This window comes from Gordonia prachuapensis (genome assembly GCF_036350515.1).
In the GTDB taxonomy this organism is placed as follows: Bacteria; Actinomycetota; Actinomycetes; order Mycobacteriales; family Mycobacteriaceae; genus Gordonia; species Gordonia prachuapensis.
On the sequence record NZ_JAZDUE010000009.1, the window covers coordinates 201,400 to 222,421 of the forward strand.

Consider the following 21,022-nt stretch of genomic DNA (forward strand, 5'->3'; position numbering starts at 1 on the left):
CGGGAGCCTGAGTACGGGAGCCTGAGTCAGGCGGAGTCGTCACCCTCCTCTTGTCGTCCCTCCGCCGCTCGTCTCTCCTCCTCTTGTCGGCTCTGTTCCTCTTGTCGGCGCTGTCGGTTGCGTTCTCGTTCTTGTTGTCGGCGGGCATGTTTGGCCGCCACCCGGGGTGTGGATCGGGTGGGAGGTTCGGGCGTCGATGGTGGCGGTGGTGGCGGTTCGGGATCGGTGCCCGACCGCCGCGGCGGCGGTGGGTCCGGTGGTGCGAACCGGATGCGACGCAGCCCGGGGAACATCGTTTCCAGATTGTCCGGTTCGCCCTCGATGATCAGTCCCTCCGGCGTGGTGAACGCCGTCCGTAGCCGGCCGCGCCGGTCGCGGTACTGCTCATCCACCCACCTGCCGAACGTCTTGAGTAGATGGGAGAAGCGGTCTTTGGCGTTCAGGTTGTCCGGCTCGGTCTGCCCACCCCGCTCCGGATGGGCGTGGTCGTACTCGTGGACGTGATCGAGGTCGGCGTCAAACGACGACGTGCCGTTGCCGGGGATCACGCTGTAGCCATCACGCACCCGCACAAACCGGTCCAAGGCCGCCGAGGGCCGGTACGGATCCGAGGGCAGATGCGCCGGCAGGGTGATGGTGCCGTCCGGGTTGGTGGGGGTGCCCTCGGGCACCAACGGCGCAATGACCGCATCGGGGCGGGCGGCGAGATCGCGGGCATGTTCATCCGAGATCACCCCGTGCCCGGCGATGAACGCCGCATGCTGCGCGGTGCCGTTCAGGGTGGACTCATCGGCCACCACGTGCACCACCACTTTGGCGTCGACCGGCGGCACCGTACCCGGCACGGGGATGTCGGCGGTGCAGTCGGCGCGCCCGCAGGTGCACTCGAACCGGGTGCCGGACAGCAGGGCGAACATCGCATCCGAGGCTCGCTGCTGTCGGGTGCGCTCATCGAACTCGCACACCGAGTTGGCGAGGGCTGTGACCGCGGCGGCGGCGATCCGTACGTTTTCGGCGGCCATGGTCGCCGAGATCTCGGCCATCCCATCCGGCTTGTTCTTCGTGTGCATACCGCGCGCGTCCAGGGCGCGTCGGCGGCGTTCCCGCACCGCATCCGGGTCGTGCCGGAACACGATGCGGTCTGTCATGTCGCGTAGCCGGTGCGCCGACCAGCCCCCGGCGTGCGCGTCGAGTTCGGCGGCGATCTCGGCATCCACCAACGCCGCATAGGGTTGGCCGTCGGCCAGGTCGGTACGCGAGATGATCGTCGGAATCAGCGCCGCGCTGATCCGGCCGTCCCGCAGCCGTTGCGACACCTGCGGCAGTCGGTCACGTAGCGCGATCGCCTCAGTGATCAGGCGTTCGGCGGCGGCCTGTCCGATGCCCAACCCCAACGCGACCCGGGCGGCGCAATCGGCGAGGCCGTCGACCAGGAGAAAGTCGTGATCCGACGGCTCAGCACCCACCAGACGGGCATGCAGTTGGGCGGCGATCTGGTAGCGGTGCCACGCCAGGAACGCCTCCCCGCGCACATCCGAGACGAGGGCGCCGATCAGATCATTGGTGTCAGTCGACGCGACGTCGCTGGCGTCGAGGCCGCCGGTGAAGATCGGCGGCACGTCGGGCCACGGTGACGGATCCCGCCACCACGACGACAACGCCCACCCCGGACCCGACACCATAAACACCTTTCAGAGACAGCTAAGGACAGCGCAGGAGAACTGCGTCCCACATATCTCTGAAAGAAGGCCCGAAACCCTACGGTTCGGCCGGCATCAACATCGTTTCGTTCCTGCTGACAACCAAGCTACGACATGGGTCTGACAAGTTTGGTTCGTGCAGGTCACGGGGGTTTCGATACGCCGGCTCGCACGCTCGCGCGGCTACTCAACCAACGACATAGGGGGCCGGCTCGCAGGCTCGCGCGGCTACTCAACCAGCGAGCAGGGGCGACGGCTCGCAAGCTCGCGCGGCTACTCAACCGGCGACAGGAGCGCCCCCGCCCACGCTCGCGCGGCTACTTAACCAACGACCGGACCGCCTACCCGAACCACCGCTCCAGCACCCGAGCGACACCGTCGTCGTTATTGGTGAGCGTCACCTCGTCGGCGGCGGCGAGGGCGGCCGGATGTCCGTGCGACATCGCGACGCCGTGGCCGGCCCAGGTCAGCATCTCCACATCGTTGGGCATGTCGCCGAAGGCCACGGTCGCGGAGGTGTCGAGGCCGCCCAGGCCGGCGATCTCACGCAGCCCGGATGCCTTGTGCGTGTCCGGGACCGCCAGTTCGATGAGCCCGTTGTCGGTGGAGAAGGTGATCTGGGCGAGCCCGCCGACCGCATCCTTCAGGGCCGCCGACATCTCGTCGCTGCGCATACCGGGCTGGCGCACAAGGAGTTTCACCGCCGGCGCGGCGTACACCTCGTCGTCGCCCACCTCGATGTGATCGGGATTGAGCCAGGCGTGCCGGTAGCCCGACGTCGCGACGAACGGCGGTGTGGCGGCGTCGTAGGCCGACCTGCCGGCGCGTTCGGCGGCGATGCCGCAGCCGGGCAGCTGCCGGTATGCGTGATCGACCAGCTTCTCCAGGGTGTCCGGGTCCAGTGTTGCGGCGGAGATGATCCGGTCGTGTTCGACGTCATAGAGGATCGCGCCGTTGGCGCACACCGCGTAGCGGACGTGAGCGGCGGTGTTCTCGAACTGATCGGTGATCTCGGCGATCCACCGTGGCGGTCGGCCGGTCGCCAGGACGAAGTCCACACCCGCGGTCACCGCCGCACCGAGCACGTCGATCGTGCGTCGCGACACCCGGTTCTCGTCGTCGATCAGCGTGCCGTCCACATCCGACGCGATCAGCGTCGGCGGGCCGAAAGTCTTGTTGTCCGTGTGATTCTCGGTCACTTGCCGCCCTTCGCCCGCTGCTCGCGTGCCGCGGCCTTGGCGGCGGCCTCGGCATCCTCGATGCCGCGCGCCTGCTCCGGCGTGGGCGCCGATCCGCCGAGCCTCGCCGGTACCCAGAACTCCCCGTGCGGGTGTGGGCCGTACTCGTCCTGCACATGGTGCAACAACGTCGTCATCTCCTCACGCAGTCGTGCGGTGGCCGACTGCGGCTCCTCGTCGGCGCCGACGTGCAGCGGCGCTCCGTACCTCACGGCGACCGGCAGACGGCTGCGCCCCATCTGTCGGGTGCCGGTATCGGTCTTGGTCCATTGTCGCTGCGCGCCCCACACGATCGCGGGGACGATCGGCACCCCGGACTCGCCTGCCATGCGCGCGGCGCCGGTCTTGAACTCCTTGAGCTCGAAGCTACGGCTGATCGTCGACTCCGGGTAGACCGCGACGATCTCCCCGTCCCGGAGTTCCTCGACGGCGAGGCGATACGCATCCGACCCGGCCGACCGGTTGACCGGCACGGTTTTGGTGTGGTTGACGAGGAACCGCATGATCGCGACGTCCATCACCTCGGACTTGATCATGAACCGCGTGCGCCGCCCCACCCGGTACAGCCCGAGGGCCACGGGCAGGAAGTCGACGTAGCTCGTGTGGTTGACCGCGAGGACGGCGCCACCGGCGCGCGGAATGTTGTCCAGTCCGGAAAACCGCAGGTCGAGGCCCTGTGCCCGAACGAGGCCATGTGCGATGACCTCGAGCGTCCGGTAGACCGGTTCCATACCGGCAAGCCTATCTGCCCGACGTGTCAGGAATCGGCGCCCGGGTTGGGCCCGCCGGCCTCCCGCTCGGCCCGCCGGGCAGCCTTCGCAGCCTGCTCGTCGGCGTCCATCTGGTTGGCCTCCTCCAGCGTGGGGGCCGACCCACCGAGCCGCGCGGGCACCCAGAACTCTCCCTGCGGGTGCTCGCCGTACGCGTCCTGCAGTTCGAGCAGCTTCTCGCTCATCACCTTGTGCAGGCGGGTGGTGATGGACTCCGCGTCGCCGGTCGGTTCGATCGGTTCGGCGACACCGATCATGATCTTGACGTTGCTGCGGCCGAGGTTCTTCGGATGCCCCTTGGTCCACACCCGCTGCGCACCCCAGATCACCGTCGGGATGATCGGTGCCCCCGACTCCAGCGCCATTCGCGCGGCGCCGGATTTGAACGCCTTCAGCTCGAAGCTGCGGCTGATGGTCGCTTCCGGATAGACACCGACGAGCTCTCCGCGCTTGAGGTATTCGACGGCGGTCTGGTAGCTCTGCGCGCCGCTCGACCGGTCGACCGGGATGTGTTTCAGCGCACGCATGATGGGGCCGCTCGTCTTGCTGTCGAAGACTTCCTTCTTCGCCATGAACCGAACCTTGCGGCGCCCCTGCAGAAATGCCGGAATCCCGGCGTAGGTGAAGTCCATGTAGCCCGTGTGATTGATCGCCACCACGCCGGGACCGTCCTTCGGGACGTTCTCCACGCCCGACACCTTGAACTTCAAGCCCTCGGCCAGCCACAACATGCGTGCGGTGGTGATCACAGCGTCGTAGACCGGTTCCATGCGTCGAGCTTAGGCCAGAGCCCAGATCGTCCGCGACGGCCGGGTGACCCCCTGCATACGGCCGTCTCGACCTGCGCGGCTCGAACTGGATGCGGTGTTCTGGGACGCCGATTGGCCCCTGCGTGACCTGGACGAAGCGTTGGACATCGTGCACGACCTCGTCACACCACACCCCACTCCCGATGCACCACCATGCGACGGATCGTCACACGTACCGTCCGACGTGGGCTTCTCCGCCGCGAGTTGTGGCACGGAAACCGCGAAAGTCCCTGGTGGTGGCTTCATTGGGACCCGGAGCGGAACATCGTTCGGTGGACGTGGGTCAAGCATCCGGAGATGCGTGCACGGATGGAGCGCATGATCGCCGCGGGGACACCTGTGGTCCGGTTACGCACCCAAACCGATGTCGACGAGTGGCTGACGGCAACAGTGGCCCAATGGCCCACGACATCACGTAGCCGCGGTCGTTAGATTGGTAGTTCGAGCGACACCCGCGCAGCCCAGCGCATCGTCACGAACCGCACAGTTCATGAAAGGCCATCCGTGCAGATCACCAGCGTCGGCCATGCCGGTTTCCACATCCAGACGACGGCCGGTTCGATCCTCTGCGATCCCTGGGTCAACCCTGCCTACTTCGCGTCATGGGTGCCGTTCCCGGACAACTCGGAACTCGACTGGCGCTCGCTCGGCGACTGCGACTACCTGTACGTCTCGCATCTGCACCGCGACCACTTCGACGAGCGCAACCTTCGGGAGAACATCAACAAGGACGCCACGGTCCTGCTGCCCGACTATCCGGTGCCGGATCTCAAACGGGAGCTGGAGAACCTGGGGTTCCACAAGTTCGTGGAGACCGAGGACTCGGTGAAGACCACGGTCAGCGGCCCGAAGGGGTCCCTGGACGTGATGATCGTCGCGCTGCGCGCCCCCGCGGACGGTCCGATCGGCGACAGCGGCTTGATCGTCTCCGACGGCGAGACGACCTGCTTCAACATGAACGACGCCCGGCCGATCGATCTCGACGTGATCTCCGAGGCGTTCGGGCACGTCGATGTGCATCTGCTGCAGTACTCGGGCGCCATCTGGTATCCGATGGTCTACGACATCCCGCGCAAGTCGAAGGCGAACTTCGCGGCGCAGAAACGCCAGCGCGGCATGGACCGGGCGCGTTCCTACATCGAGCAGGTGGGTGCCACCTGGGTCGTGCCGTCCGCCGGTCCGCCGATGTTTCTCGACGAGGATCTGTTCGCGCTCAACGACTTCGGATCGGGCGTCGCAGACAACGAGGACAATCCGCGGCCGGGCGACGTGACGTCGATCTTCCCGGACCAGGCCACGTTCCTGGAGCAGATGACGATCCACGGCACCGACGACGGTGAACGCCACCGGGGCCTGATGATGGTGTCCGGCTCGGTGGCCGACTTCACCGGCTCCGAACTCAACGAGGTCGCCCATCCGTATCCGCCCGAGCAGGTGTTCGGCGAGCACAAGCAGGCCTACCTCGAGCAGATGAAGGAGAAGTTCGCCCCGGTCATCGCCGCGCAGAAGGCCACCTGGGCCGTCGACGACGGCGAATCGCTGCTGGAGCCGCTGCGTCAGCTCTTCGAGCCGATCATGGCGCAGTCGGACCTGATCTGTGACGGCATCGGCTATCCCGTGGGGCTCGTGATGGGCGAGCAGACGGTGGTGCTGGACTTCCCCAACCGAATCGTGCGGGAGCCGAAAGAGGGAGAGGGCAAGTACCGCTACGGTTTCCGGATTGCCCCGGAGCTGGTGCGGACAGTGCTGCGCGACGACGAACCCGACTGGGTGAACACGATCTTCCTGTCCACCCGGTTCACCACGTGGCGGATCGGCGGCTACAACGAGTACCTGTACACGTTCTTCAAATGCCTCACCGATGAGCGGATCGCCTACGCGGACGGCTGGTTCGCCGAGGCACACGACGATTCGGCGTCGATCGTCAAGGACGGCTGGGAGATGCAGCGCCGGTGCCCGCATCTGAAGGCCGATCTGTCGAAGTTCGGTGTCGTCGAGGGCGAGAAGCTGACGTGCAACCTGCACGGCTGGCAGTGGGATCTGGCCTCTGGGCGTTGCCTGACGTCCAAGGGCCACGAGTTGCGCGCACAGCGCCTGGAATCCTGACGAAACCGCAGTAGACGAGGCAACAGTAGAACTCGAGAGACCCTGTGACACACCGCTCTTATCGGGGCCGCCCGATGACGGAACGCCGCGCCGATCGACGCGAGCGGTTCATGTCCGCGGCCCTCGAGGTGTTCGGGACGCAGGGATATTCGGGTGGCACGGTGTCCGCGATCTGTTCGGTGGCCGGTCTGTCCCGGCGACAGTTCTACGAATCATTCGACAGCCGTGAGGATCTGCTGATCGCGGTGTACGACATGATCCATGCCGAGGCCCGGGCGGCAGTGGCCGCCGCGTTCGCCGGCGTCGACGACCCTGCGGCGACCATCGCGGATCGGGCCCGGCCGGCGATCGCCGCCTTCTTCGACTCGGTCGCGGCCGATCCACGGCGGATGCGCATCGCCTTCGTCGAGGTCGGCGGTGTCAGCGCCCGAGTGGAGGGCCACCGGGTGCGGTCCCGTGAGGAGTGGACCGCGTTCTTCGACGGTGCCGCTGCGGCGATCCTCGGCCCGGATGAGACGGGGTTCGGATTCGCCTACGAGGCAGCGGCTTTCATCGGTGCGCTGACCGCCGCCGGACACCGGTGGGCGAGCAGCACGCACCGGCCCGACCAGGAGACGGTCGTCGAGATGCTGGTCGCGATCATCGCGGCTCTGGCCGAGACGCACCGCACCTGAGTCATCCCTGCGGCACGGCCGGCGACGACGCCACCACCACCGCACCCACCACCGCCGCGATGAATGCGATCACCGCGACCGGCTCCCAGCCGGCGCGGGTCGCGTCACCGAGCAGCGCCAGCCCGACGGCTCCCGGCACCACCGTCTCCCCGACGACGAGTGCCGCCGCGGCACCGTTGACCGACCCGGTCTGCAGCGCGACCGTGAACAGGTAGAACCCGCAGATCCCGCAGCCGACCACGGCGTAGGCGGCAGGGTCGGTGAGCATCTCGGTCAGCGAGAACGGATCGAGTCCGTGCACGATGCGCACCGCCACCGCCATCACCCCGAACAGTGCACCCGCGAACAGGCCGGCGATGGCCGCGGTTCGGGGGCCGCCCGCGAAGTGCAGCAACGCGAGCCCACCGGCGAACAGCGCCGCACCCACCAGCAGCACCGACCAGTGCAGCCAGGTGGCGTCGTGACCGTGTCCTTCGTCGGCGGCCGCGATCCCGAGCACGATCAGCGCGACCACCACGACACCGATCGCGACACGGTCCTGGGTGCGTAGTCGCACATGCAGGAAGATCGCGGCCAGTACGGCCGTGACGACGAGGTTCGCACTGACGATCGGCTGTGCGAGGAACAGCGGCAGGTCGCGGGCGGCGACCAGGTTACCGACGAAGCCGATGGCGTCGAGGCCGATCCCGGCGAGGAACGAGATCGTCAGCATCGCGGTCACCGTCGACCGCAGGGTCGGGGTGCGGGTCGCCGTCACCGTCCCCACACCGCCGGTCGGCGGCGGCTCGGTGATGCTCTGCGCTCCGTGGGCCTGTAGGACGGATGCGGTGCCGTAGGCCAACGCGGCGACGACCGCGGCGACGATCCCGATGATCACCGCATCAGTATCGGCCCGGCGGGGCTCATCCGCGCCCTTTCGGGGCGATACCGGACGTCCTACGGTTGAGAGGGCGGGAGTCGGGTTACTCCCTGCAGGGGTGGGGACGCGAAAACTCCGGGGGCTCGAGAAGGAGATACCTCATGAGGAGATCAGCTCGCCTCGCCGCATCCGTCGTCGCGGCGTCCGGTCTGGCCGTTGCTTCCGCCACGATGGCCGCAGGCACCGCACCAGCCGTCGAACCGGCGACCCTGTCGATCGAGGGCGACCTGCAGCTCACCCCCACCATCCACCTGCTGCGCATCGAGGCGCAGGGCGACCGGGCCGAATCCGGCGAGACCACCGGCGACTACAAGGCGACCGTCCTCAACGGCGCCGATCCGACTCCGATCGAGGTCACCGGGCCCGTCACGTGCATCTACGTGCAGGGCAACACCGCCTCGCTCGTGTATCCCATCAGTGACGTCGCGCCGTTCGGCCTGCCCGAACAGTTCGTGGACGTCGCGGCTGTGCAGATCACCGTCCGTGAGGGCACCAACGGCGGGAGCGACATGGTCGGTGTGGGCATGCCGATGCTCACCGCGGACGTCAAGGGTTGCCAACCCGGCGACACCCCGTTCGCCTTCGACGGTGAGATCGAGACGTCGGGCGGGTGAGCCCTGCGGTCATCGCGTAGCGCGGCGCGGCAACCTCGGCATCTTCGGATGCATGGGCGGATAGATCAGCGTCAGCGCGGAGCCCAGCGTGAAATAGCTGCGTAGCACGCGAAACCCCAGGTAGTGGAGGACATAGCGGACCGACCTGGCGCGATAGATGAGACACACGATCACCGTGAGGATCAGTGACATCCCGAGGAGGGTGGCGACGACGGGCTGCCATCGCATCGTGGTGAATGTGGTTCCGAAGATCGTGTAGGCGATCAACGCGTAGATCAGCAGTGGCGCCAGCATGGCGCGACGAGCAGCGTTCACGAGGTTGAACGGGAGCACGAACGTCCCGATCATTGTCCGGCCGTCGAACACGAGACCGCGGTTGCGTGCGGTCAGGTGATAGATGCTGCGGAACCATCGGGTGCGTTGCTCCCGTAGGTGGGCATAGGACACGGGGGTTTCGCTGTAATAGACGGCAGTCGGATCGGCGACGCTGCGGTACCCGGCAGCGGCCAGGCGCATGCAGATGTCGGTGTCCTCGCCGTTCATGCCCTGCACCATGCCGCCCACCGAGATCAGCTGGCTGCGTCGATAGACCGCGAACATCCCGGGGATGCCCATCACACCGTCGTAGCCGTCGAGAGACACCTGGAAGAAGCCGTGTCGCATGTACACCTCGATGAGGCGACACTTGTCGATCCAGGTCTTCTCCTCCAGCGGCATCGGCAACCCGCCCACGCAGCCGACCTTCGGGTCGGCGAAGTGCCGCATGGCCGTCTCCAGACAGCCCGGGCCGATCACCGTGTCGGCGTCGATGCGCACGATGAACTCCTCGGTGATGTGATCCACCCCCATGTTCAACGCGATGGCCTTGCCCGGGGTGGGACAGTCGAGGACGACTCCGGTGATGAACCGGCAGTCGCGGATCGTCTCTTGGGCCACCTGCGCGGTGGCATCCGAGGACGCGTTGTTGACGACGTAGAGCCGGACGTCGCCGGGGTAGGTCTCGGCTCCCCGGTCCACCGATTCGATGGTCGCCCCGATACTGTGCGCCTCGTTGTGCGCGGGAACGAGAATCGCGATCGGAGGTGCGAAATCCCGGTCGCGCGACCGCCGCAGCATCCGGATGCCGAGGATCGCGGTGGACACGGCGAGGATCTGCTGCATGAGGAACACGCCGGCACCGATGCCGCCGAGGATGGCGAACTCCTTCAGGACACCGACCACGTTGTAGAGGACGTGCATCGCCACCGCGGCCCCGCCCATCGCCACCGCCAGGCATCCCGCCCACTGCAGAAAGGCCTTGCGCGGCAGGGGAGGTGGTTTCGCAAGCGGACCCTCCTCGGGCAGTTGCGCCTGCCGCATGACGGTGTGCGGGAAGATGGCAAGAGCTGTGAGCCCGGAGATCATCTGCCCGGCGAACACGGAGATCGACACGATCCCGACGCTGTGGAGCGCCCAGCCGATGATGTCGAGTGCCACGCAGAAGACGGCGAATTTCCCGAGCAGCGAGCCGGCGAGGTAGAGCCGTCGCCAGATGTTGGAGTACGCCAGCATGGCATAGGTCAGGAAGAACAGGGCGACGAACAGACGCAGCGGGAACACCACACTGCCCCGGTCATGTCCGAGAAAGACCAGATCGCGGGGCGTGCCCTCGAATCCGCCATGAACCATGAAGGTTCGCACGCAGAAGGCGATGATCGTCAGTCCGATGAACGTGACGAGGAACCCGTTCACCGCCGATGCCGGACGGTCGATCGCGTACCCCTTGGGTGCGCTGTCGACAGAACGGAAGTGATCGGCGATCGCCTCGGTGGCGTGTTCGGGATGCGGCGCGATGGTCATCCGGGACTGCCCGCACTCGCCTGATCACTGGGCACGGTGCTGCCGTCGGGATTGACCGCGAAACTGCCCTGGGCGGTCACCACCTCGGCCGTTTCCCGTCCGAACGCGGGTAGCGCCATGCCGCCGGGGGCGCCCGCGTACTGGATGGACAACCCTCGCGCATCGCCCGGCCCGGTGGCGGTCTGGATGACCATGCCGGTCTCGAACGAGGTGATGTCGAGAGCGGGTGTGGCCGGGCCCGCCTCGATCCGCCCGTCCACGATGCGCACCATCGTGTTCACCCCCGGACTCTCCCCGACGACGATGTACGGTTGCCCCGGCGCAGGCGCTGCGCCCCACCGGAACTCCGGGTTGTAATGCGACGGAACGAAGGTGGCGAGTACGGGGACGATGGCGTCGAGTTGGGTGATGGCGTCGGCATCCACCGAATCCGGGACGTGCACGGCGAATCCCGGTGCCAGGACACGGGGTAACGCGGTGAACCCGGCGCCCGGGTCGTTGCCCATCTGCACGGCCGACGAGGGCAGGAGTTGCATCGGGTACGGCGTCACCCGGACGTCGCATCCGCCCAGATCCCGGTCGCGCAGCACCGAGATGGTCAGGTCGTTGTTCAGCAGTTGCGCGGCTGCCGGGAGCGGGACGACGGCCTCACCCGTCGACTGCGTGAGCCGACGGCTCTGCAGCAGTTGGCCGTTGAGTTCGGTGTTCATCACCCAGGTGAGGTCGTCGGGTGTCGCCGGAAGCTGAAGGGCGACCCGGATGGCCTGCGGCAGCCGACCGCCCGGAAGGTCGGTCAGTGAGTAACGCATCCGCCAGTTCTGGGTGTCCATGACGTCGGTGACCGACGTGTCGGCACCGAGCGCCGCCACTCCGACCTCGTTGCCCGACGGTGCCGCCGCCGGCACGGATCGCGGATCGGTGGCGGCGGAATCCGCGGTGGCGACCGGGTTCTCGGTGAGGAACGATGCCAGCACGCTGCCGTCCGGCTCCGTAGCGGCCAGCACCGGTGTGTCGTCGACGGTACCGACCGCCAGAGCGCCCTCGGCCTGATCGGGCGCCGTCCACCCGAGGTCGGTGAGCCCGGCCGGCGGTCCGGCCAGCAGCACGTCGTCGGCGTCGGATTCCGGCATCGCGGCGGAGAAGGTCACGTCGTGCCCGGCCTGGGTCAGCGCGATCCCCATCTGCGCGGCCGCGGTCCGCCACTCGTCGGACTGGTCGGGCACGACGACGGTGACGTCGCGGTCCCAGGACACGACCGCGTCTCGGACCGTGTGTACGGGCTCCGACAGAGCCGCCTCGGCCACGGAATCGGCGGCGATGTGCACCTGCATGCCCGTACTGCGGTCGGCGGTGCACTGCTGGTCGGTGAGGTCGCCGTCGACGCGCATCTGCACGCGGACCTGTCCATCGGCCGCGATCTGGTCGGGTACATCGATGTACTCGTCGAGGTCGTTGTCGCCGCGGGGCAGTTCTTCTTTGAACACCTGCTGGCCGTCCATCCGGACCGTCAGGAACACGATGCTGTCCTCGGCGACCTTGGTATCACCCTGCAGGTGCACCCGGGTCTCTTCGCGCGGCGAATCGGCCGGGAAGGTGACGAGAAAGCTCGACGAGGGCGAGTCGTCCGTGAGCCACACGCCGTCCTCGCGCCCGGCGCCGGCCAGCGACTTCACGAAGTGGCGTTCCGACGGGACGTGCAGGCTGTGGTCGCCGACATCGCGGGTGAACCACCCCGGACGTGCGAACACGAAGACGAGCAGGACAACCAGGGCGATGCCGAACACCACCAGCGCAGCGCGTGGAATCCGGCGTCCGCGTTCGCCGGTGAAGTACTCGTCCTCGGGTGGGTCCGGTTCCCTCGGCTGGGCGGACGATTCATCACCGGGGTTCGCCGCGGACGGATCCTCGGGGTGCGGGTTGTCGGATTGTGGGTTGTCGGATTGTGGGTTGTCAGCTGATGATCGATCCTCGTCCGGGGATTTCTCGTCGTCGCTCACCCGTCACTCCTCGGCTGCCGATTGGCGATCTCTGTTCCAGTACGAGCGGCACGGGATGCGGCTCATGTCGATGCGATGTGCGTAGTGCTTTCCCAGATCGATCTCCGCGGTGAGTCGATCCGAATCGAGCCGGACAGGGTCGAGGCCGAGACCGAGAAGTCGGTCGTTGCGGACGGTGAGTGCGTTCTCGTCGGCTTCCGCGCGGGGGTTGACCTGGTGGTCGATCTGGGCACCCACCTTGTCGGCGACGAGTTCCGCGAGATCGGCGACCTTGTGCGTCTCGGTCATCTGGTTCATCACCCGCACCCGGTTGCCGACCTCGTCACCGGATTCGACGGCCAGTCGGATGCACTCGATCGAGTCGTTGATGTTGATGAATGCCCTTGTCTGACCGCCGCTTCCGTGCACGGTCAGTGGATAGCCGATGGCTGCCTGGACCAGGAACCGGTTGAGGACGGTGCCGTAGTCGCCGTCGTAGTCGAAGCGGTTGATCAGCCGCACGTCCTGTTCGGTCTCCGCCGTCTGTGTTCCCCAGACGATGCCCTGGTGCAGATCGGTGATGCGCACGCCGTCGTTCTGTGCATAGAACTGGAACATCAACTGATCCATGGACTTGGTCAGGTGATACACACTGCCCGGCCTTGTGGGATAGAGGATCTCGCGGTCCCGCATCACCCCGTTGTTGTCAGGGTAGCTGACCGTCAGATACCCCTCGGGCAGGTCGAGCGGGACCGACTCGTAGCCGTAGACACCCATCGTGCCGAGGTGGACGAGATGCACATCGCGTCCGCTCTGCACGATCGCGGCCAACAGGTTGTGCGTGGCGTTGATGTTGTTGTCGGCGGTGTAGCGCTTGTGCGCCGGGGATTTCATCGAGTACGGCGCCGAGCGTTGTTCGGCGAAATGCACGACGACTTCGGGTCGCACGTCATCCAGCATGGACAGCAGGCCGTCGTAGTCGTGGGCGAGGTCCAGGTCGACGACGTCGATGATGCGGCCGCTCACCTCTTTCCACACCGCCACCCGCACGTCCAGGGGTTCGATCGGTGTCAGGGATTGCACACCCAACTCGTCGTCGGCGCGGCGGCGCACCAGATTGTCGACGATGGTCACCTCGTGCCCGGACGCCGACAGGTGAAGCGAGCTCGGCCACCCGCAGAAACCGTCGCCCCCCAGGACTGCGATTTTCATGCACCCCAGATTCGCACATACCGACAGTTCATGTTGGCAACCGGTGAAGTTCGGACACATCGACCGATTCAGCCGACGTGCCGTCCGACCTCCCGCGGCGGATGTCCATAACCCGCAGGCATGTTCGTCGCGTCCGCGGTTTCGACCGCGGTGACCGCACGCGAGGACGACAGCACCACACCACCGGCGACGGCGGCGACGAACGCGACAATCGCCGCCGGTCCCCACCCGGCCCGGGTCACGTCGCCGAGGAAGATGATGCCCACCGCACCGGGTAGCACGGTCTGCCCCACGACAAGCGCTGCGGCGGCACCGTTCACCGACCCGGTCTGCAAGGCGACGGTGAACAGGTAGAAACCGGTGATGCCGCTGAACAGCAGTGCGTACAAAGCGGGATCGGTGAACATCGCGGCCAGGTCGAACTCGTCGAGGCCGTCGACGATCCGCGACGCGATCGCCATGACACCGAACACGGCGCCCGCCATCAGACCTGTGGCGGCAGCGATGTGCTTGTGCAGCATGCGCATACACAGTAGGCCGAGGCCGAACAGCACGGGGCCGGCCACCAGCACCGCCCAATGCATCCATCGTTCGTTCACGGTGCCCTCGCTGCCCGCGGACACGGCCAACAACACCAGTGAGGCCACCACGACGGTGCCCGCGATCCAGTCGCGCATCGTGAGCCGAATGTGCAGCACCATCATCGCGAGCAGGGCGGTGGCGACCAGGCGGGCCGAGATGATGGTCTGTGACAAGAACAACGGGATCAGGCGCGCGGACAGGATCGTCGCGACGAAGCCGATGATGTCGAACACGAACCCCACCAGGAACGGCACCGTCAGCATGGTCGCGACGGTCGAGCGCACCGACGGATGCGCGCGGGCGGACTTTCGGCGTTCCTCCCGCACCGCCGCACGTTGCGCGACCTGATCGGCGCCCAACGCCTGGAGCACCGCCGCGGCGGCGAAGGCGAAGGAGCCGATCACCGCGATGATGATCCCGGCGGTCATCGGCTCGGACTCATCATCAGCTCGGACTCATCGCATCCGCCGGTTCAGCGTGGCTCGAGAACGTCGGTGCCGACGAACTTGGCGAGCTCGGGCGGCAACGTCACCGAGCCGTCCGGCTGCTGGTGGTTCTCCAGGATCGCGACGATCCATCGCGTCGTGGCCAGAGTGCCGTTGAGGGTCGCGGCGATCTGCGGTTTGCCGTTCTCGTCGCGGTACCGGATGGCCAGTCGCCGCGCCTGGAAGGTGGTGCAGTTCGAGGTCGAGGTGAGTTCCCGATAGGTGCCCTGCGTCGGGACCCACGCCTCGCAGTCGTACTTGCGTGCCGCCGAGGAACCGAGGTCGCCGCCGGCGACGTCGATCACCCGGTACGGCACGTCGATCGCGGCGAGCATCTCGCGCTCCCACCCGAGCAGCTTCTGGTGCTCGGCGGCGGCGTCCTCGGGCTTGCAGTAGATGAAGCCCTCGACCTTGTCGAACTGGTGCACCCGGATGATGCCGCGGGTGTCCTTGCCGTAACTGCCGGCCTCCCGACGGAAGCAGCTCGACCAGGCGGCATAGCGCTTCGGTCCGTCGGCGAGGTCGATGATCTCGTCGGCGTGGTAGCCGGCCAGCGGCACCTCGGAGGTGCCGACGAGGTAGAGGTCGTCGTCTTCGAGGTGATAGATCTCGTCGGCGTGCGCGCCGAGGAACCCGGTGCCGCCCATGATCTCCGGTCGCACCAGCACCGGCGGGACCATCAGGGTGAATCCGTTGGCGACGGCCTTCTGCGCAGCCATGTTGAGCAGACCGAGCTGCAGCAGCGCGCCCTGCCCGGTGAGGAAGTAGAACCGCGACCCGGAGACCTTGGCGCCGCGTTCCATGTCGATGAGACCGAGCGACTCCCCGAGTTCGAGGTGATCCTTCGGCTCATCGATGGTGCGGGGTTCGCCGACATGCTCGAGCACCACGTAGTCGGCCTCGCCACCGGCCGGCGCACCCTCCTCGACGAGGTTGGAGATGGCCCGGTGTGCGGTCGCGGCCGCCTCGTCGGCCTCGTGCTGTCGGGCGACGGCCGCCTTGACCTGTTCGGCGAGTTCCTTGCCCTTGGCCAGCAGCGCGGTTTTCTCCTCGCCCTGCGCCTTGCCGACCTGCTTGCCGAGAGCCTTCTGCTCCGACCGCAGCCCGTCGGCCTCGACGATGGCGGCCCGACGCGCGGCGTCGGCGTCCAGCAGCGCGTCGACCAGGCCGGGATCCTCGCCCCGGGTCCGCTGAGAGGTGCGCACGAGGTCGGGGTTCTCACGAAGAATCTTCAGGTCGATCACGTGTGAAACCCTACTGGAGGCCCGAGCGCCACAGCTGCGCGTAGTCTTCGCGGCCGAACATCCGGGCGGCGTCGTCCGCGGTGGGCGTCCCGGCGTGTGGGTCGGCGCCCGCACGCACCAGTGCCTCGACGACGTCGTCGTGGCCCTTGAACACCGCCCCGGCCAGCGGGGTCTGGCCTTTGTCGTTGGCGGCGTCGACGTCGGCGCCACGCTCGACCAGCGCGGCGACGGTCGCGGCGGAGCCGTGATACGCGGCGAGCATCAGCAGGGAGTCGCCTGACTGGTTGCGCAGCCCGACGGGCACCCCGGCGTCGAGGTAGGCGGCCAGGGTCGGCGTGTCACCGGCCCGGGCCATGTCGAACAGGCGGCCGGCCAGATCGGCGACCTCGTCGGGGATCGGGCCGTCGGTGTCGGGCTGGTCGGGGATGGGGTGCTCAGAACTCATCGGACGCGAGTGTAGGCCGAGAGACGGTACTGCCGGTCCGTGACAGCAGGCATGATGGATCCCGATGAACGGCGAAGACCAGACCCCGAAGGACGGGGCCGACGACTGGGTGAACGTGCCCGCCGACGACGAGCCCCGACCCGACGACGAACCGAGCGAACCGCAGCGTGAGCAGGGCTGGCGCGGCTCACTGCTGCACAACCCGGTCCGGGTGGTCCTCGCGGCGGTGGTGATCGGCGCGATCGTCGCCGGTGCGATCGCCTTGGCGATGGGTGTGTTCAACGACAGCGGCAGCGTCGGCGGCACGGACATCGGCGAAGGTGAGCGGCTCGCGGAGAACGCCTTCACCGAGTCGGTACCCGGGGACTGTCTCGACTGGCCGGAAGGTGCACCGGGGGACCCGAGCAAGGTGGCGTGCGACCAGCAGCACCGATTCGAGGTGGCGGGCCCGCTGGACACCGCCCTGTTGCCGGGCAGCGAGTTCGGCGAGTCTGCTCCGTGGCCGGGGACCGAACGATTCGCCGCCATCCGCGACGAGCAGTGCCCGGTCATCGTCGACGGCTACCTCGACGGTCGGCTCGATCCGCAGGGCCGCTTCTCGGTCGGGATGATGTATCCGTCCCAGGTGCAGTGGGACAAGGGTGCACGCGAATTGCGGTGCGGCCTGCAGCAGACCGGTGCCGACGGGATGGCCGACCAGTTCGTGGGTCGGGTCGCCGACCAGGACCAATCCTTCCAATGGCCGCCCGGCACCTGCGTCGGCATCAACCCGGCGACCAAGGCGGCCACCGGTGTCGCGGTGAACTGCACAGAACCGCATGCCTTCCAGACCACGGGCACAGTGGTGCTCGCCCAGCGTTTCGGCAACAGCCTGTCCGGGAGGCCGTGGCCCGGCGTCGAAGCGCAGAACGACTACCTGCGATCGATCTGTCCGGTGCAGGCCACCCGCTTCCTGGGCGGCAAGCCGAAGCTCGACGCGACCACCCTCAACGTGCAGTGGTCGGTGCTGTCGGAACCCAGCTGGCTCGCCGGCAGCCGCACCGTGGTGTGCTACCTCGGACTGCCCGACGGCGGCGGCTTCGCCACCCTGGTCGGCGATGCGCGGTCGACGCTGTTGATCAACGGCAAACTGCCGGTCCCGCCGCCGCAGGCGCCGCCGGGCCGCGCACTGCCCACCCCGGTCCCGCTGCCACCGGGCATCGCGCCGAATCCGCAAGAAGTGCCGGCACCGGCGGGGTGATCCGATGACCGTTCGCATGTCCGACGACGAGTTCGACGGGCTGGTCTCCGACGCACTGGACACCATCCCGTCGGAGCTGACCGACAACATGTCCAATGTGGTGATCCTCGTCGAGCCGTTCAACGAGGAGGAGCCGACGATCCTCGGCCTGTACCACGGCGTGGCGTTGACGATGCGCGACCACGAGTACGGCGGATTCCTCCCCGACACGATCACCATCTACCGCGACCCGATCCTCGCCATGTGCCACAGCCGTGAGGAAGTGGTGCACGAAGTGGCGGTGACGGTCATCCACGAGATCGCCCACCACTTCGGCATCAGCGACGAATGGTTGCACGCCAACGGGTGGGGCTGACGGCGCGGTCCTCCGCCTTCGGCCCCTCGCTCCCCCCTCCCCCCGCTGGTCTTTCCGCTGGTCGAGTAGGGGCCGAGCCGCTAGGCGAGGCGCCGTATCGAGACCGGTGGTGAGGTACCCGTAAAGAGTTGCGCGAGAACTGGTCTCGATACGCCACTCGGCTAGCGCCTCGTGGCTACTCGACCATCGGGGGGGTAGCGGCTACTCGACCATCGGAAGGGTGTGGCTACTCGACCATCGGGGGGGGGTGGTGGCTAATCGACCATCGGAGGGGTGGCTCACCCCATCGGGTCGGTGACCAGCGGCTCGTCGATCCGCGGCCCGAACGGCCCGGTCACCGCGCCCCAGCGATGCAGGTGCCAACCGCCGTCGGTGAATTCGAGTTCGATGGTGCCGGTGTTACGTAGGTGGGTGCCTGCGGCGAAGCTCGGATCGACCCCGGCCAGGCGGGCGGCGATCAACCGGATCGCCGCACCGTGACTGACCACGTACACATCCCGCTGATCGGTGCCCTGCAGATGTCGACTCCGGAGATCCTCGATCACCGGGAGGTAGCGGTCGTAGACCATCGCCAGGGATTCGCCGCCCGGGATGCGTGCCTCGAGATCACCCTGATGCCACCGGTCGACGATCTCTTTGAACACACCGTGCGCGTCGTCGTCGAAGCGGTCCTCGAGTTCACCGACCTGCACCTCGTGGATGCCCGCGGTGACCGCCGGTTCCACATCCCAGACCGACCCGATGAGTTCGGCGGTCTGTTGGGCTCGCCGCGCGAACGAGCTGAGCAGCACCACATCGTGCACCGGCCGGTTCTCGAGGGCGAACCGGACACCCTGTCGCACACCGAAATCGGTCAGCGCGGCGCCCGGCAACGCGGTGTCGAGGCGACGCATGACGTTCGATGTGGTTTCTCCGTGCCGAACCAGGTGGAGCCTCGCCACTAGCCGTCCTCCCCGCGACGAAGTCGTTCGAACCATGCAGCGCTCTCGGCGGTGTTTGGTGGTTGAGATCCGGTCGCCCGGTCCGTGGGCCACGACCCGAGGAACACCACCCGTTCGCACCGCCGGTACAGCGCTCGCAAGGCTTCACCGACGGCGTCGTCGTCGAGGTGGCCGACCGCGTCCAGGTAGAACCGGTACGAGCCCGGGACATCACGCCGCGGACGGGACTCGATTCGGGTGAGATCTACTCCGCGAGAAGCGAACTCATCCATCGCCGTCATCAGGCTGCCCGGGACGTTTGGCAGGTCCAGGATCACCGATGTGCGGTCGGAGCCGGTCGCCTCGGCCGGGGGCGCGGGCGCCCCGATCAGCAGGAACCGGGTGTAGGCGTCGGCGGCGTCGGCCACCCCGTCGGCGAGTACGACCAGCCCGGACAACTGCGCCGCCAACGAGGTCGTGACGGCCACGTCCGCCTTGCCCGCGGCGACGTCGGCCGCGGCCGCCGAGTTGGACGACGCAGTGACGAATTGTGCGTTGGGATAAAGCTTTTCGATGGACTCACGAACCTGCGCGGCGGCGACCGGGTAGGCCGCCACGGTTTGAACGTCGACCGGCGACAACGCGGTCCGCGCGCCGATCGTGAACGCGACGTCGAGGACCACCTCGGCGAAGACCTGCACCCGGCCCGACGTACCCGGCCCCGGCGGGACCAACGCGTCGGCGGTGGCCGGCACCGCACCCTCGACCGAGCTCTCGATGGGGACGCACCCGAAGTCGGCGACACCACCGCGCACCATGCCGATGGTCGCCGCCGGACTGACCGCCGCGACCTTCTGCACGTCACCGGCCGGACGCGGAGCGCTCTGCCGGGGCAGACGGTCGGCAAGCAGCCGGTCGAGCGCGATCTCGGTGAAGGTTCCCGTGGGACCGAAATAGGCGAACACAGTCACGACAAGATCCTAGTCGAGCGATCGACCCACTGGCCGTCGTTGCCCCGTGTGGCGATCGGAAGGATTGACGGACAGCCGACACCACCTTAGGTTAGGGTTACCTTCATTCCAGATCGACCTTCTTCTTCACCGCACTGCCGAGAGCGAGGGAACGCATGACGCACGCAGTCACCGACCGTCCGTCGGACGCCGAACTGATCCAGACCGCGTGCCGCCAGGTCGGCGGCGCCACCCTCGCGGTGGAGGGCGCGGAGACCACGACGGTCAACGTGGTCCATCTGTTCGAGTCGCAGGCATTCCTGCTGGTTCCCACCGACGGGGAGGCCATGACGCTGGCCGGCGAGTGTTCCGATGGGCTCGCCGCGATGGTCGAGGTGACCGACTGCGCACCGATCGACCTGCGCGAACGCGTCCGATCGCTGGTCTGGCTGAACGGCAGCCTGCACGCGGTACCCGCCAATCTCGAACGCGATCTCGCCGTGGAGATCGCTGCCGAACATCCCGACGACGGACTGCTCGACCTCGGGCACGGGTACTCGATGCTGCGTCTGCAGATCGACAACGCCGTCATCGCCACCTCTGCGGGCGCGGCGTCGGTCGGATCGGTGGAACTCGCCGGAGCCGCACCCGACCCCTTCTGGGAGTTCGAGAGCGACTGGATCGCTCACCTCGACGCCGATCACGCCGACCTCGTCGGTCAACTCGCCCGGCGCCTCCCCCGCGACATGCGGTCCGGACGGGTGCGGCCACTCGGGCTCGATCGATTCGGCATCCGGTTCCGTGTCGAGGCCCCCGCCGGGGATTCCGACGTCCGCGTGCCCTTCGCGCGACCGGTCTCCGACGTCTACGAGCTCTCCCAGGCGTTGCGCACGCTCGCGGGATGCCCGTTCATGAACAGCCTCCCGGACTGAATCTCGCGCGCC

At 67.5% G+C, this 21,022-nt stretch carries 19 protein-coding genes; 6 read left to right on the forward strand and 13 right to left on the reverse strand.

Features of this window, described 5'->3' with window-relative positions:
- Positions 1 to 26 precede the first annotated feature (26 nt).
- From V1Y59_RS12815 to V1Y59_RS12830, 4 genes are all read right to left on the reverse strand, one after another.
- Entirely contained in the window at positions 27 to 1,682 is a 1,656-nt protein-coding gene (locus V1Y59_RS12815) for a DUF222 domain-containing protein (RefSeq protein WP_330505335.1), read from the reverse strand.
- A 359-nt stretch (positions 1,683 to 2,041) separates the two neighbouring features.
- Positions 2,042 to 2,899 (reverse strand): HAD family hydrolase, encoded by an 858-nt coding sequence (locus V1Y59_RS12820; RefSeq protein ID WP_330505336.1) that lies wholly within the window; start codon positions 2,897 to 2,899, stop codon positions 2,042 to 2,044.
- Complete coding sequence (locus V1Y59_RS12825) at positions 2,896 to 3,669, reverse strand: lysophospholipid acyltransferase family protein (protein ID WP_330505337.1); 774 nt, start codon at positions 3,667 to 3,669, stop codon at positions 2,896 to 2,898. The genes V1Y59_RS12820 and V1Y59_RS12825 overlap by 4 nt, the downstream gene beginning before the upstream one ends.
- A 26-nt stretch (positions 3,670 to 3,695) precedes the next feature.
- On the reverse strand, positions 3,696 to 4,478 hold the full coding sequence (locus V1Y59_RS12830; protein WP_330505338.1) for a lysophospholipid acyltransferase family protein: 783 nt from the start codon (positions 4,476 to 4,478) through the stop codon (positions 3,696 to 3,698).
- Positions 4,479 to 5,021: 543 nt separating this feature from the next.
- On the opposite strand from V1Y59_RS12830, the gene V1Y59_RS12835 reads away from it, so the two are divergent.
- Positions 5,022 to 6,623, forward strand: a complete 1,602-nt coding sequence (locus V1Y59_RS12835; protein WP_330505339.1) for a Rieske 2Fe-2S domain-containing protein — start codon at positions 5,022 to 5,024, stop codon at positions 6,621 to 6,623.
- A gap of 74 nt (positions 6,624 to 6,697) precedes the next feature.
- The gene (locus V1Y59_RS12840; RefSeq protein ID WP_330505340.1) at positions 6,698 to 7,297 is read left to right on the forward strand and encodes a TetR/AcrR family transcriptional regulator; all 600 of its coding nucleotides are present in this window, start codon (positions 6,698 to 6,700) and stop codon (positions 7,295 to 7,297) included.
- 1 nt (position 7,298) lies between these two features.
- Here the strand turns inward: V1Y59_RS12840 and V1Y59_RS12845 are convergent, their stop codons facing one another.
- Positions 7,299 to 8,174 carry a hypothetical protein gene (locus V1Y59_RS12845; RefSeq protein WP_330505341.1) on the reverse strand — a complete coding sequence of 292 codons (876 nt, stop codon included), beginning with the start codon at positions 8,172 to 8,174 and terminating at the stop codon, positions 7,299 to 7,301.
- A 143-nt stretch (positions 8,175 to 8,317) separates the two neighbouring features.
- Between V1Y59_RS12845 and V1Y59_RS12850 the strand changes: the two genes are divergently transcribed.
- The gene (locus V1Y59_RS12850; protein ID WP_330505342.1) at positions 8,318 to 8,830 is read left to right on the forward strand and encodes a hypothetical protein; all 513 of its coding nucleotides are present in this window, start codon (positions 8,318 to 8,320) and stop codon (positions 8,828 to 8,830) included.
- Between the two features lie 9 nt (positions 8,831 to 8,839).
- On the opposite strand, the gene V1Y59_RS12855 is transcribed toward V1Y59_RS12850, so the two are convergent.
- The 6 genes from V1Y59_RS12855 to V1Y59_RS12880 form a co-directional block, all read right to left on the reverse strand.
- The gene (locus V1Y59_RS12855) at positions 8,840 to 10,669 is read right to left on the reverse strand and encodes a glycosyltransferase family 2 protein (protein ID WP_330505343.1); all 1,830 of its coding nucleotides are present in this window, start codon (positions 10,667 to 10,669) and stop codon (positions 8,840 to 8,842) included.
- Complete coding sequence (locus V1Y59_RS12860; RefSeq protein ID WP_330505344.1) at positions 10,666 to 12,666, reverse strand: hypothetical protein; 2,001 nt, start codon at positions 12,664 to 12,666, stop codon at positions 10,666 to 10,668. The genes V1Y59_RS12855 and V1Y59_RS12860 overlap by 4 nt, the downstream gene beginning before the upstream one ends.
- 3 nt (positions 12,667 to 12,669) lie before the next feature.
- On the reverse strand, positions 12,670 to 13,857 hold the full coding sequence (locus V1Y59_RS12865; RefSeq protein ID WP_330505345.1) for an NAD-dependent epimerase/dehydratase family protein: 1,188 nt from the start codon (positions 13,855 to 13,857) through the stop codon (positions 12,670 to 12,672).
- A 68-nt stretch (positions 13,858 to 13,925) separates the two neighbouring features.
- Positions 13,926 to 14,867 carry an EamA/RhaT family transporter gene (locus tag V1Y59_RS12870; RefSeq protein WP_330505346.1) on the reverse strand — a complete coding sequence of 314 codons (942 nt, stop codon included), beginning with the start codon at positions 14,865 to 14,867 and terminating at the stop codon, positions 13,926 to 13,928.
- Between the two features lie 44 nt (positions 14,868 to 14,911).
- Positions 14,912 to 16,168 carry a serine--tRNA ligase gene (gene serS, locus V1Y59_RS12875; protein ID WP_330505347.1) on the reverse strand — a complete coding sequence of 419 codons (1,257 nt, stop codon included), beginning with the start codon at positions 16,166 to 16,168 and terminating at the stop codon, positions 14,912 to 14,914.
- Between the two features lie 10 nt (positions 16,169 to 16,178).
- Positions 16,179 to 16,613, reverse strand: a complete 435-nt coding sequence (locus V1Y59_RS12880) for an ankyrin repeat domain-containing protein (protein WP_330505348.1) — start codon at positions 16,611 to 16,613, stop codon at positions 16,179 to 16,181.
- Between the two features lie 64 nt (positions 16,614 to 16,677).
- Between V1Y59_RS12880 and V1Y59_RS12885 the strand changes: the two genes are divergently transcribed.
- Both V1Y59_RS12885 and V1Y59_RS12890 read left to right on the forward strand, forming a co-directional pair.
- Positions 16,678 to 17,853, forward strand: coding sequence for a septum formation family protein (locus V1Y59_RS12885; protein ID WP_330505350.1), 1,176 nt, complete (start codon positions 16,678 to 16,680; stop codon positions 17,851 to 17,853).
- 4 nt (positions 17,854 to 17,857) lie between these two features.
- Positions 17,858 to 18,208, forward strand: a complete 351-nt coding sequence (locus V1Y59_RS12890) for a metallopeptidase family protein (RefSeq protein ID WP_330505351.1) — start codon at positions 17,858 to 17,860, stop codon at positions 18,206 to 18,208.
- A 278-nt stretch (positions 18,209 to 18,486) separates the two neighbouring features.
- Here the strand turns inward: V1Y59_RS12890 and V1Y59_RS12895 are convergent, their stop codons facing one another.
- Both V1Y59_RS12895 and pheA read right to left on the reverse strand, forming a co-directional pair.
- Complete coding sequence (locus tag V1Y59_RS12895; protein WP_330505352.1) at positions 18,487 to 19,149, reverse strand: histidine phosphatase family protein; 663 nt, start codon at positions 19,147 to 19,149, stop codon at positions 18,487 to 18,489.
- Complete coding sequence (gene pheA, locus V1Y59_RS12900; protein WP_330505353.1) at positions 19,149 to 20,099, reverse strand: prephenate dehydratase; 951 nt, start codon at positions 20,097 to 20,099, stop codon at positions 19,149 to 19,151. The genes V1Y59_RS12895 and pheA overlap by 1 nt, the downstream gene beginning before the upstream one ends.
- A gap of 155 nt (positions 20,100 to 20,254) precedes the next feature.
- On the opposite strand from pheA, the gene V1Y59_RS12905 reads away from it, so the two are divergent.
- Positions 20,255 to 21,010 (forward strand): DUF2470 domain-containing protein, encoded by a 756-nt coding sequence (locus tag V1Y59_RS12905; RefSeq protein ID WP_330505354.1) that lies wholly within the window; start codon positions 20,255 to 20,257, stop codon positions 21,008 to 21,010.
- The last annotated feature ends 12 nt before the right edge of the window (positions 21,011 to 21,022 follow it).

Coding starts and splice junctions, on each gene's coding strand:
- V1Y59_RS12880 (WP_330505348.1), bottom strand. CDS start 16,613: ATGAGTTCTGAGCACCCCATCCCCGACCAGCCCGACACCGACGGCCCG.
- V1Y59_RS12825 (WP_330505337.1), bottom strand. CDS start 3,669: ATGGAACCGGTCTACCGGACGCTCGAGGTCATCGCACATGGCCTCGTT.
- V1Y59_RS12830 (WP_330505338.1), bottom strand. CDS start 4,478: ATGGAACCGGTCTACGACGCTGTGATCACCACCGCACGCATGTTGTGG.
- V1Y59_RS12890 (WP_330505351.1), top strand. CDS start 17,858: ATGACCGTTCGCATGTCCGACGACGAGTTCGACGGGCTGGTCTCCGAC.
- V1Y59_RS12815 (WP_330505335.1), bottom strand. CDS start 1,682: ATGGTGTCGGGTCCGGGGTGGGCGTTGTCGTCGTGGTGGCGGGATCCG.
- V1Y59_RS12850 (WP_330505342.1), top strand. CDS start 8,318: ATGAGGAGATCAGCTCGCCTCGCCGCATCCGTCGTCGCGGCGTCCGGT.
- V1Y59_RS12885 (WP_330505350.1), top strand. CDS start 16,678: ATGAACGGCGAAGACCAGACCCCGAAGGACGGGGCCGACGACTGGGTG.
- V1Y59_RS12865 (WP_330505345.1), bottom strand. CDS start 13,857: ATGAAAATCGCAGTCCTGGGGGGCGACGGTTTCTGCGGGTGGCCGAGC.
- V1Y59_RS12840 (WP_330505340.1), top strand. CDS start 6,698: ATGACGGAACGCCGCGCCGATCGACGCGAGCGGTTCATGTCCGCGGCC.
- V1Y59_RS12905 (WP_330505354.1), top strand. CDS start 20,255: ATGACGCACGCAGTCACCGACCGTCCGTCGGACGCCGAACTGATCCAG.
- V1Y59_RS12870 (WP_330505346.1), bottom strand. CDS start 14,867: ATGACCGCCGGGATCATCATCGCGGTGATCGGCTCCTTCGCCTTCGCC.
- V1Y59_RS12855 (WP_330505343.1), bottom strand. CDS start 10,669: ATGACCATCGCGCCGCATCCCGAACACGCCACCGAGGCGATCGCCGAT.